Origin of the sequence: Pseudoalteromonas sp. BZA4 (assembly GCF_040104395.1) — a bacterium.
In the GTDB taxonomy this organism is placed as follows: Bacteria; Pseudomonadota; Gammaproteobacteria; order Enterobacterales; family Alteromonadaceae; genus Pseudoalteromonas.
Genome location: NZ_JBECOT010000045.1, coordinates 1 through 11891, shown reverse-complemented (window position 1 = coordinate 11891; position 11891 = coordinate 1). Strand labels below are relative to the sequence as shown.

The following is an 11891-nucleotide window of genomic DNA, read 5'->3' as shown; positions in this document are numbered from 1 at the left end:
TTATGTTACAACGGCACTAACATTACTTTTTAGTTACAAACATGACTGAACTTTACCATTGGTTTGATTTATTCGGCGTAGCCGTGTTTGCAGTTTCTGGAACGCTACTGGCGTACAACAAAAAAATGGATGGCTTTGGGGTTGTTGTGTTAGCCACAGTCACTGCTATTGGCGGTGGGACTGTGCGCGACGTTATTTTAGATGTTCCTGTATTTTGGCTACATGATCAAAGCTATTTCTGGGCTATATTACTTTCTGTATTTGTTACCACCCGTTTAATCAATAAACAGCGATCGATTTCACTCAATGCACTACAAGTGGCAGATGCTTTTGGTTTAGCATTTTTTGCTGTGATGGGGGCACAAAAAGCCATGCTCGCAGGGATGCCTGATACCACCGCAATTATTATGGGGGTGATCACAGGCTGCTTTGGTGGCGTTATCCGTGATGTGCTCGCTGGAAATATGCCGATGCTATTAAAGGGCGAGCTTTATGCAATTGCTTGTATCGCTGGTGGCATTGTTTATACATTAAGTATTTCGCTGGGTTTAGTGACCGAAGTAGCTATGATATTAGCCATGCTAATGACCTTATCACTGCGTTTAGCTGCAATGAAATGGAAACTGACATTACACGTTTTTAAATATCCCGACTAAACTTAATTTAAGGATGAATGATAGGGACATCATGGATCGTGTCTTTAGCTAGAATATTTTCACGCGCACAAGTGGGTGTGCAAGCTCCTGAAGTGATTGTTGAAGTACACTTAGGAAATGGCTTGCCAGCTTTTCAAGATGTGTTTTCTTATGCCTTTAGTAAATCGTTGTACAACGATTTATGCATTTAGTTCTATCATGAACGTTCAAGTACCTATAGTAGGTGTAAGTTCCATGAATTAAAGTTAGCTTCCAAATAACTTTTGGAATAGCATGTTTGAAAAGTTATTAGGAAATGGAGCATTCATGGGTGAGCTGCTAACACAACGCGGAAAAGTGATCTATATATCAGATGAAAGTAAGCGAATTCGAAACCTTTCAGAAATTTCAGCCCCACTGAGTGCTGATGATATTGTTGATGCAGCGGAAGAATACGATAGCGAAGGAGATGCTTACCCGTTTAAGAGCTCTATTGATTACGATGTAGTGGTTGGTGATCAAAGATACCCCCCTAAAGCACTGCTTGGTATTGCTTTGTCTAAGTACTATGGTGTGCAGATTTTGCCTGAGCACTTCATAGGTGGTGCAAGTAGTAGCTGTTTCAGCATACTCAATAAGTTAAAGTTTACAATTCTCCCAAAAGAAAGCGTGAAGCGGTGCGAAGAAACTTTTCAGTTCGATGGGTTTGAGGAGGGAAGTACCTACACGAAGCTCGAGGCTTTCAGAAGAGCAGGTGTACGAGTACCTAATCAAGCTCGAGATATTCCTGGGCCAACGAGATTTATGAATTGTGTTGTTTTGTTTGTCACTCTTGAAAAGGCAAATAAGGCACTTGCCCATAAGTATAATGATCAGTTTCTGTTAGGGGGCCTGATGTTTCAATGGGAGTCTCAAAACAGAAACACAGTATCGACACCTCACATGAAGATGATTTTGGAAGGTGAGCCAGTAGTTCTTTTTGCTCGTATTCATGAGAAGGTAGGTGGTAAGTCTCAACCCTTTGTATATGTTGGACAACTTAAATATATTCAACACAAATGCAATCCTACTCCAACACGTCCAATCGAAGTGGTGTTTGAACTTTCCAATTACAGGGATGACGCATCAGGTGAGCTCTTGAATCTATACGAGTGGCTTCCAGGTGAGGATAGTGACTTAAAGCACATTGATATCAATTGCACAGAACTAGAGCAAACAGCGGCTCCTAAGCGTGCTTCTAAGCCAAAGAAAGTTAGCTTAAAGAAAGCCCCTAGGAAAGTTGACTGGGCCGATATTGATGAGCGTAATAGAGACCTTGGCTTAATTGGTGAAAAGCTTGTCCTCGAGTATGAGGTTAAAAGGCTAAAAAGTTTAGGGCTAGGTGAGCAAGCTAATAGAGTAAAGCACGTAGCAGTAGACGATGATACTGCCGGCTATGACATCCTGTCTTTTGATGAATACGGAAAAGAAATTTACATAGAAGTCAAAACAACTACCCAGTCAATGAGTACCCCATTCTACATTTCTAGGAATGAAGTCGAGGTGTCCAGAGAGAAAGGTGAACAATACTGGATCTATCGTGTGTATTCAGTTTGTGCAAGTTCTCAAAAGGCTTTATTTTATAGCTTGCAAGGTGATGTGGAGTCGCATTTTGAAATAGTTCCTTATGGGTATAAGGCGTACCGAAAGTGAACTTTAGTTCATGCAACTACACAAGTAGAGTGCAGCTCTATGTTTGAGATAGCGTCAAGTTGTTCAGGTGACTCATGAACTTTAAAAACTTACCTCTTGGTGACGTCGATGTGTTCTCCTTACGTAATTTCATACAACTTTCTTCATTACTACTACTGAGCTCTTGCTCAGATAAAGAAGAGTGGCGAGGAATCGTCGTTGAGCCAGAAAACCGATGCTCAACATACAATAGAGCAGACTACTACTACCCTCAAAATATCGAGATGGAGGTGATTGCTGCTATGGGAGGTATTATATACGGCCCATACACAGGAACTGTTTATGATAAACGAGAGCATACAGACATAGAGCATATCGTTGCGATCTCAGAAGGGCATGATAGTGGTATGTGTAAAGCAAGCCAGAGAAAAAAGAGAGAGTTTGCTACAGACCTTCAAAACTTAACATTAGCGTCACCGTCAATAAATCGTTGTACAAGAGAAGGTAAGTGTGGCTTAGATGCTGGTGAGTGGCTACCCAAGAAGAATAAGTGTTGGTTTGCTCATAGGGTAGTATCGGTCAAACGAAAATATAAACTAAGCGTAGACATTGATGAGGCAAAAGAGTTGGAGTCAATACTATCTAGGTGCAAGGATATGGACATGATTTTTTATTCGGAAAGCTATAAGTAGCACCTTATAATTTGCTTCCTAAGGTATCTATCTGGTAAAGAAACTCCAGCCTTGGATTTGGTGTTGAGAGCTAGTACAACAGCTCCCTACACTGTTTTTCATCCACGCTATGCCATTTATGTCCTCTTTCTATTTTGTAGCTCCTGCATGTACTGATTGAGTTGTTGTAAGTCAGCTTCAATCTCTTCGATTATAGGGTATGGGTCTCCAACAGGGGGGGCACTATCATGGCCAGTAAAGAATATGCTGCACTTTGTCATTGCTCTATTTACAGTCAAAATATCTTCATTTGTGATATCGGTGAGTTGCTTTAACCGGACAGTTTGAACTCCTCTCTCGAATCGGCTAACAACTTTGTTTAAAAGCTTTTCTTCAACAAGCCGTTCCCAACTTTCTCTAAGGCGCCCGTAAAACTCCCTTGTAGCACTTCTAAACTCTGCTTCTGTTCCATTCTCATCAACCTTTTTAATATTCCTTAATTCAACATTGAGAGCTTTTATGCGCTTGCTTGTGGTGAGTGCCTCCCATGGAGCAGACTCTCTTACCAAACCTGCTTTGTCTCTTCTTGAGCGTTCGAGAGCGCAGCTTTCATGCGTTGCTCCCCTAGACTCTGCGGCTTCAAGTAAAAGTTTATAAAATACAATGTCATGAGTGAAAACTATGACTTGCCTCTCTAGTGATTCCGACACTAGCCGTTCTGCGACACGACTTCTCCATTGGTGACTAAGTGAGTTTACAGGGTCATCAAAGATCACTGCTGAATTTCTATGGTCTGCTTTCATCTCAGCGAGAAAAGCTGCAATAGCTATACAGCGCTGTTCTCCTTCACTTGCAATTTTTGATACCAAGGGTTCATTTCCATCCTTAATGACAAGTTTCATTTGCTGGTTTGCACCTTTGGTTCTTGTACTAGCTTTAACAGTGAATCGAATAAACCCGAATAACTTCAACTCCTCATCGAATGCTTTCACTAGTGGAGTAATGAGACCCTCTTTACTGATCTTAGCTGCTAATGTTGAGACAGGCTTAGTATTGCACTGCTGACCTAAGGCATTCATTTTTTCAATAACCTTTAGCCTTTTAAGATTACTTAAAATGAACTTTCTGTTGTTAGAGATGAACTTCCTATCTTCGAGGTTTCGCAATTCGAGCTCTTTGGCTCGAATTAGACTTTGCAGGTCTTCATCGGTCTTTATTGCGTCACGTTCAGCAGTCAATGAATCGATCAAGCCTTTAAGCTCTTCTTGTACTGATATGTCTATTGTTTCAGTAGGTAGGGGGTCATTTGATGAACTTGTGCACAATTGCTGCCTCAGAGTTAATTGGTTAAAAAGCTCTTCAACTCTCTTCGCCGAATTGGGTCGTATTTTGTTCAGCTCCATAAGTGCAGCTTTGTGATTTGATAAGGAAAGGGGCTGCTTTGAAATCTCTGATATTGCACTATTCATCTGTGTGTATGCTTTAGTGGCTTCGGTTGCTGCATTGTCAGCCAAAAACTCACTGAGAGATTTCATCTTTTGCTCACTTGATAGCGTAACTCCCTGTAAACACAAAGGACATGTATCACCATGCTTTAAGGGGAAACTACGAGCGGCTGGCTCTTGCTCTAAAAAGCTTTTTGCAGCATTCCATATTTTCTGCCAACTTATGCCAGCTATTGTCTCGAATGGGATGTCATTTAAGATAGCCATTTTTAGTTGATCTGCATGCTGCTGTTTTTCAGCGTAATCTAAACGCAATTGTCTAAGAGTTGCTAAGGCTTTGTCCCCTAGATAGTTTAGTACATTTGATGAGTGCCTAAAAAGAGAGTTCAGTAGCTCTATCTGTTGATTAAGAGCTGCCTTTTTGGTTGCGGTAGTTTGCGTTTTATCTATCTGGATATCTTTGTGGAGTAGCTCAATCCTTTCATCTTCATGTGCTAATGCGCAATGTTGCTCTAAGTCACATGCGTCATTTTGAGCTGACAGATTCCTTATGAATAAAGCTGCGGGACTATCGGAATTTAAAGGTGGCAGGGGGATTAGACCATTGCCACCCATCGTATCTTCATTAACTATAGCTTTAACCTGACTAATGGCTTTGGACAACTCTGTGAGTAAACTCAGGCCAACAGGCTTGAACCCCAGCTCATCTTCTTTGTTTACGTAGTGATGTGCTGAGGAACTGTCAAAGACACGTACTGATTTTAGGTAGGAGTTAGCTGGAAAGTCAGGCTTCCATTGAAAGCTTTGCTTATGTCCATTAATACCTACAGTGATATTAGCTTCTGGAGAGGGGTTGTGTGCCTCAAAAATGTTACCAATAATCTGTGGCGTATCACCCCGGGTCAAGCACGCGTTTTTTAAGATGTTTGCATAGCTCGATTTACCTGCTCCATTGTCACCATAGATAATGTTTAGTCCTGAGTCTGAGAATCTAAGCTTTTGACCCTCCGCTAGTAGACCAACTCCTTTGACACTTGAAATTTCATCAAGGTTAATCGCTTCTGTTTCATGCATATAGCCACTGAAATTAATAGGGGCCATGGCTTCTATAGATAAAGGAGATGGGGGCTCTAGGTTATGTTCAACACATGCCACATGATAAATCTCATTTAAATGTTGCTGTTCTAACTGACCATGCCTTAGGGCTAACCTAATTGAGTGTTTCCACCACATAGGCTTGTCTTCTGACCATAGAGATATTTGTTCAATTGCTGTCATGAATTAGTCCTTTAAATTGAATTATGCACTTGAAAGGCTATGGAGAGTTTTCAGAGCAAGTTCGTGTGTTGAGTGATATAGGGCTTAATTTTTAGGAGTTAAGCCGATAACCCTTCTTCTAAGTTTTGCTTGTACTTAGACTGTAGTCGTTTCACTGTTGAGGCTGATACACCCAGCAGCTTACCTACCTTTGAAATTGAGTTTGTCGTCCTTAGCATAGCAACTTTTTCTGGAGTGACCTTTGGTGGTCGCCCTATAACTTTACCTTCTGAACGAGCTCTGGCTTGCCCCTCTAATGTACGTTCACGAATTCTGTTGCGCTCAAATTCAGCGAATGAGCTTAGTAGTTGTAACATTAGCCGCCCCTCAGGTGATGATAGATCCTTTGATGGGAGGTCTAAACAGTGAAGCTTTATTCCTTTACTTAGAATTCGATTTATCGTGTTTTGGACATCGATGTTATCCCGACCTAACCGGTCTAGTTTCAGTACGACTAATGTGTCGCCATCCATTAGCTTATTCTCGAATAAGTTTTGAAACTCCTTCCTATCCATCGCAGAAACATAACCTGATACATTCTCATGAATAACAAAGCGTTCATCAACATCGTAGCCATGGTTTTTAAAAGCTAGCACTTGGTTCTTAGTGGTTTGTTCTGCTGTTGATACGCGACAGTAAAAGTAAGTTCTATGGCTCATATACTCAATCCCTGGTCAATAAGTGCCCCCATACTAATGAGCCTAGCTCAAATGTTCAAGCTGTACTTCTGAGCTAACTCTCTGATGGCTCAATTGATATGGCTCATAAATGGTTATTTTTGGGCTAGATTAAAACTTAACCATTTAAGGACTGAGGTAACTATAACTATGTGCCTTGCAGGGGGTTCAACGTATTGAGATGAATATAGTGCTTCGGGTATATGCAGTCGGCTCCGACTGGCAAGGTAGTATGAATAAGCTCAAATCCACTGCGCTGCAAGGCCGTAATTTTTCGTACCGACAGTAAGCCTTTTGTAGTGATTGTGTTTGAAAAACACTATATATACTATGGGGAAAGGCGATTTAGCTGTGTGTTCACTAACGGCTTTGCTCACAACGCATGTCATCATATATGTATGATTAGTGAAATCGACTGCATTATAGCGAATTTGGAGCCTAATTGTTTGCTATGAATCAGGGAACAGCTGAGTGCCCCGATGGTTGCCTATTTATGATAATGACAACCCCCCTAAAAATCTGAGCACCATTTCATTGAATTCAGTGAATGGTGCAGTATAAATTGATTAGGGATGTCAGTTACCAATTTTGTAAGGATACACCCAATGAATGACCGTTATACCCTCTTGAAGTCCGTCGCAGATACTATTAGTACCTATCGTAATGGTGCACTAGAAAAGCCAACACCAGAACATGTAGGTCGCTGGCTTGAGCAGTTCACACCTGAGAATCAGCTACCTTTTATTCGTGAGTTCGACCATGTGCTAAAGAAAACCTTCATCACGGAAGCGAATATTTGGCAGTACCTAAATAACTTAGTAACTAATGCAGAATTGGTTGGCAGTGATAGCCGTTCATTTTGGTTAAGCGCTAATTTTTTGAACATTCAGTTAAATGGGCACAGTCAAACAGAGATGATTAGGTGTTTTTCAAATTGTCTAATGAGCACTTTTGGGTTCTCGACGAGTGACTGTGGGAAAGTGGGAGGTGACTATATTTACTTAGACGACATCATGTTTAGTGGGGGAAGGGTAAAAAATGATCTAGTGAAGTGGATAACAACTAGTGCACCTCAACAAGCAAAAGTGCATGTAATAGTCGCGGCAAACCATTCTTTAGGAGTATTCTTAACTAACCGGGAGCTCGATAAAGTTATAGCTGAATCAGGTAAAAATATCGTGATAAAGTGTTGGAGGATTTTTACATTGGAGAACAAGAAAGCTAATAAGCACGTCTCACAAGTGCTTTGGCCATCAATGGTTCCCAATGATGAAGATGTGCGGCGTTATATAAACTTACCCCATAGATACCCTCTAGAACTTAGGCAACCAGCTAATGTAACCGTAGAGCCATTCTCATCAGAGGAGGGCCGAGTAGTATTAGAAAGTGAATTTTTGATTGCTGGGGCTAAAATATTATCGAAAGTAGAGAACCCTAAACCATCTTTACGTCCGCTTGGTTATAGCGGCTTTGGTGTCGGATTTGGTAGTATGCTCGTAACATATAGGAATTGCCCAAACAATTGTCCTCTAGCGATGTGGTGGGGGGATTCTAGCACAGGTTCTGGCGCCTTGAGCTGGTACCCTCTTCTTGCACGAGAAGGCTATTCAAATTTAAGGTTAGGAAGAATTTTTAATGCTCTCTAAGGCTCAAGGTGAAGGCAGACCTTTACGAAGCTATTCAAGCGAAGACGCGGTTGTCTTTAATAAAACTAAAGAAGCGTTTGGTGGGTTGTCAAATATGGCATCAGGCTACCCTCTGTTGGTAAATGGAGTTGACATCTTAACAAGTGAAGCTTTGTATCAGGCCTGTCGTTTCCCTCATAATCCAAAGCTCCAACAGGTTATCGTTCAGCAACTCAGCCCTATGAATGCTAAGAAGAGGAGTTGGGAGCATTTGCAGGATTCAAGAGGGGACTGGAATGAAGTCAGACATATGGTTATGCGCTGGTGTTTACATGTAAAGCTTGCACAAAATTATGATGAGTTTGGAGAGTTATTACTCAGTACTCGGGACTACCCAATAGTAGAGCTATCGTGGAAGGATGACTTTTGGGGAGCTCGCCCAATGGATAATAATGAGAGTGTGCTGGTCGGTCAAAATGTTCTAGGAAGGTTACTTATGGAACTAAGAGAGAAGTTAAAGCTAGATACCACTGATAGGCTAAGGAGCGTTCCCCCAATGAAGATCCAAGACTTCATGCTCTTTGGTCGCACAGTTGAGACCGTTCGCCCTGTTGAGGGAAAGGGAGGAAAGCCTCAAGCTGAATTATTTTGACTTCTTCACTTGAATTAAACACGATACGTATCCTGATAAGTCGTGAAGACTTATCATAAGTGAGAAACCTCTTTCAAAAATTCCGAATAGTTACGGTAGCTTAGGTAGTCTTTTTGCCTATATATAGAGAAAATGTTCCCTTGTTGGATGTGAGACTCAATACATGACTGGGTAAACTTTTCCCAGCGAAGTTTGGATGGAGGTTTGAGTTTGCTTGAGCTGTACTCATTGGCATTCTTACTTTTTCTTGTACTGTCCTTACTAGCTTCTTTGGCCGAGTATGAGAAGTGATAAAGTAAGCTCCAGTAGTTAGATACGTTACTTCGGTCTATAGTTCTGGCAGAGTTTCTCATGTAGCAAAGAGCTAAGTTGAACTTTTTGGCGAGAGGCATTAAACGCTGAGCTAACTTAAAGCCACTTTGTAGCTGGCTCCCATCAACCATGAGCCACAAATGATAGTGTGGGTAGCTTCCTTCTTTAGAAAATTCCCGGCTCCAAAAAAAGCCAAGGCGTCGAATTTTTATGTTTCTATTGCCTGTACCTTTTCTGTTGCTCTCGACCAGGTGTTGTTTGCCGTATTGACTATACATGAAAGATCTTATGTCCCTCATTAGTTGTGAGATTAGAGTGTTTTTGCCTTCACCTATAACACACTTGATCCTTTCTGGGTCTTGACACTCATTAGCGACTTTACTCGAGCGAAAGTTTACTGTTAGTGGCACAACGAGGACTTTGCGGTGGTGTTGCAACATAATGTCTAACTGCTTCTTGAACATCACAAGCATCTTTTCATAACACCCAGAGTCCTTTGTAACATTTATATGAACTGGCAAGTTATCAATCATAGCCCAATCCTCTTTGAGTACCTTTTTATTACCTACTACCATGCTTACTTAACCTATATTGATAATAATATATACCTAGCGACAACTTGGTCCTTCACTAGAAATTAGGCTAGTTATAAAAAACTGCGCTACAGAAGGTTCCATCTAAGGTTAGTTTGGGGAAAAGCTAGAAAACTTAACTACAATCTGTCACCTTGAATTTCGACAGCATTCTACTTGTGCAATATTTTCTTGGGAAGAGGTTTTTGCAAAAAAAACCTTTGAATTCAGAGCGTTGTACAATGATTTTCTTTTAAAATCGTTGTACAACGATTTGAAAAGTCACAATAGTAGTGGAATAAAGCTACATACTTAGAGCTCGTCAATTCCCAGGTATTCAGATAGTGGTGCCCTGTCTACCATGAGTAGTCATCTAATAGATGTCTCATGCAGTATTGTTTCTTTGTGATAGTTGCTCAACACCACAGCGACGCCACCTGTTGCTCTCTGTGGTGCTTTCTGTGAGGTTTTTTGTGGTATCTTGTTGCAATCCCTTGCTTTTTTCCTAAATGCTCTCCTGGTTCGTTATGTGGTGTTTTTCGTTTTGTGTTGTATCAGAGTACAGTCCACTTACGAAAAGTTATAAGGGGCTTTTAAAAATTTTCGTGCCAACGTCATAGTAGACACCATCTAGGTGGAATGAGTTGGCTAACTTTGAATGTGCTCTTTTAGCTTTTGGGTGCACTTTGAATGCTCTACCATACTCCACTACTTCGGAGTTCTTTGCGAGTATGAAGATGCGGCTATCATGTGTTCTACTGATTGTCAGTCCTTGAGTGCGTGCGGGGTACTCGACTGTAAGAATTACATCGTCCCTAAACTTCATTTCAACTTTATCTTTGTGTAGGCAGATGCATATTTGTTGGCTTTCAAGAAACTGGCTAAGAGCACTTAACGTCAAAGGATCAAGTCTTACAGATTGGCCCTTGTAGTACCTTTCCCAATTTTTTCTGTAAAGCTCTAAGTCATTTACTGATATTACTTCTATTATTTCATCCATGTGTACCTTTACTTCAAGATCTTGCTGTTGAAGCTTTAACATGTCTAACTTTGAGCGAGCCTCATTTCGCTTTGTTGTGAGTGCTGCTTTTTCATCCTCATCATGTGCTTCGAAAATTTCATCAGAATAGTGGAGTAGCCTTTCTACCATGCTCGATATTTTCTTCTCTAGCTCAACTAGCTTGTCTTTTTTTGAAAATTCTAGGTCTTGGCTCTTCCCTTGACTTTGTTGTAATTCCAGCATGCTGAATTGGTATAGCTTTTTTTCTATAAACTGACAAAAGTGTAACAGCAGCAGCTTCTTAGAAAATTGACTACTTTCTTTACAAAGCCCTCTGACTCGGTTCTTACAAATGTATACTCGATTGTCGTTACCTTTATTGTAGAGCTTTGCGTCTCCGCCGCAGGCACATCTGACAACATTAACGAAGATGTCTTGAGGGGGTTGATGCGACACATCTGAGGTTCTGAAATTTTTACTTTTAGATTCCTTAATCGACTGGGCTTTCATATACGTGTCAGTGTCCACTACCTGTGGGTAGTAGCCATCACAATGATCACCCGTTCTATCGCGCTGATTAAATTCTATAGCGCCGAGCACTTTTCTCGTAAACAAAATTTTAGCAATATAGCTTCCGTGCCATCCTTTGCCGTTAAACCCATCTACATTTTCTGTGTTCAGCTTTGACGCTATAGCTGTTGTACCTAAACCCTCTTCGACATACATGTCAAAAATACGTCTGACAACCTCAACTCGTGAGGGGATCGCCAAAAAACACTCATCTTCTTGACTCCAGGTTAACCAGCTCGGGCAATTTGACACATACTTCTTTAGTAGCCCAGACTTTACTTTTTCACGAGCAACTTGCTTGCCTTTTAGAAGGCGCTCCGACAGCTGCAACGAGTATGAGTGTGCCCCTTGAATCTTGATTATAAGTTGGAATACTTTGAATCCGTTTATATCTTCTCGTGCATATGACTGCCCATCTTCAAGAGTTATGATAGTGACCTTCTTGATTAGGCTTGTGATTATTTCGAGCATCAACTCAGCACTTAACCTTCCTAGTCTGTCAATTGACTCAACGAGGAGTACGCTCCCTTCTTGGATAATGCCATTATTGCAACCCTCTAGAAATTTTCCGAGCATGCCTCCTTTTTCAATATGCTTCCCTGTATAACCTGATATACCTAGTACTCTTTCACATATATTTTGATCAGTTGCCCTTACTTAAATTCAGGTAACTGATCTTTTTCAATCAATAATTCAATACTCCTGCTTTTTCCAGTAACTGATGTTATAAATTTCTTCTTCTTA

Annotated in this window: 10 protein-coding genes; 6 read left to right on the top strand and 4 right to left on the bottom strand. The window is 40.9% G+C overall.

Annotated elements, in window-relative coordinates:
• The first annotated feature begins 41 nt into the window (after positions 1-41).
• The 4 genes from ABMY41_RS16010 (at position 42) to ABMY41_RS15995 (ending at position 2998) form a co-directional block, all read left to right on the top strand.
• Positions 42-656 (top strand): trimeric intracellular cation channel family protein, encoded by a 615-nt coding sequence (locus ABMY41_RS16010; protein WP_175083388.1) that lies wholly within the window; start codon positions 42-44, stop codon positions 654-656.
• Between the two features lie 17 nt (positions 657-673).
• The gene (locus tag ABMY41_RS16005) at positions 674-847 is read left to right on the top strand and encodes a hypothetical protein (RefSeq protein ID WP_235373966.1); all 174 of its coding nucleotides are present in this window, start codon (positions 674-676) and stop codon (positions 845-847) included.
• 82 nt (positions 848-929) lie between these two features.
• Positions 930-2327: a DUF3427 domain-containing protein gene (locus ABMY41_RS16000; protein ID WP_349275412.1), complete on the top strand. Its 1398-nt coding sequence runs from the start codon at positions 930-932 to the stop codon at positions 2325-2327.
• A gap of 74 nt (positions 2328-2401) precedes the next feature.
• On the top strand, positions 2402-2998 hold the full coding sequence (locus ABMY41_RS15995; RefSeq protein ID WP_349275410.1) for a DUF1524 domain-containing protein: 597 nt from the start codon (positions 2402-2404) through the stop codon (positions 2996-2998).
• Positions 2999-3114: 116 nt separating this feature from the next.
• Here ABMY41_RS15995 and ABMY41_RS15990 read toward each other — a convergent pair whose 3' ends face one another.
• Together ABMY41_RS15990 and ABMY41_RS15985 are read right to left on the bottom strand one after the other, a co-directional pair.
• A complete protein-coding gene (locus ABMY41_RS15990) occupies positions 3115-5700 on the bottom strand; it encodes an AAA family ATPase (protein WP_349275408.1) in 2586 nt (861 codons plus the stop codon).
• 98 nt (positions 5701-5798) lie between these two features.
• Positions 5799-6398 (bottom strand): recombinase family protein, encoded by a 600-nt coding sequence (locus tag ABMY41_RS15985; protein WP_235373970.1) that lies wholly within the window; start codon positions 6396-6398, stop codon positions 5799-5801.
• A gap of 623 nt (positions 6399-7021) precedes the next feature.
• Between ABMY41_RS15985 and ABMY41_RS15980 the strand changes: the two genes are divergently transcribed.
• Positions 7022-8062 carry a hypothetical protein gene (locus ABMY41_RS15980; RefSeq protein ID WP_349275407.1) on the top strand — a complete coding sequence of 347 codons (1041 nt, stop codon included), beginning with the start codon at positions 7022-7024 and terminating at the stop codon, positions 8060-8062.
• A complete protein-coding gene (locus ABMY41_RS15975; protein ID WP_349275405.1) occupies positions 8052-8693 on the top strand; it encodes an NADAR family protein in 642 nt (213 codons plus the stop codon). Before ABMY41_RS15980 ends, ABMY41_RS15975 begins: the two co-directional genes overlap by 11 nt.
• A 53-nt stretch (positions 8694-8746) precedes the next feature.
• Here ABMY41_RS15975 and ABMY41_RS15970 read toward each other — a convergent pair whose 3' ends face one another.
• On the bottom strand, positions 8747-9580 hold the full coding sequence (locus ABMY41_RS15970; RefSeq protein WP_349275403.1) for a hypothetical protein: 834 nt from the start codon (positions 9578-9580) through the stop codon (positions 8747-8749).
• Between the two features lie 577 nt (positions 9581-10157).
• Entirely contained in the window at positions 10158-11723 is a 1566-nt protein-coding gene (locus tag ABMY41_RS15965; RefSeq protein ID WP_349275402.1) for a recombinase family protein, read from the bottom strand.
• Positions 11724-11891: the final 168 nt, after the last annotated feature.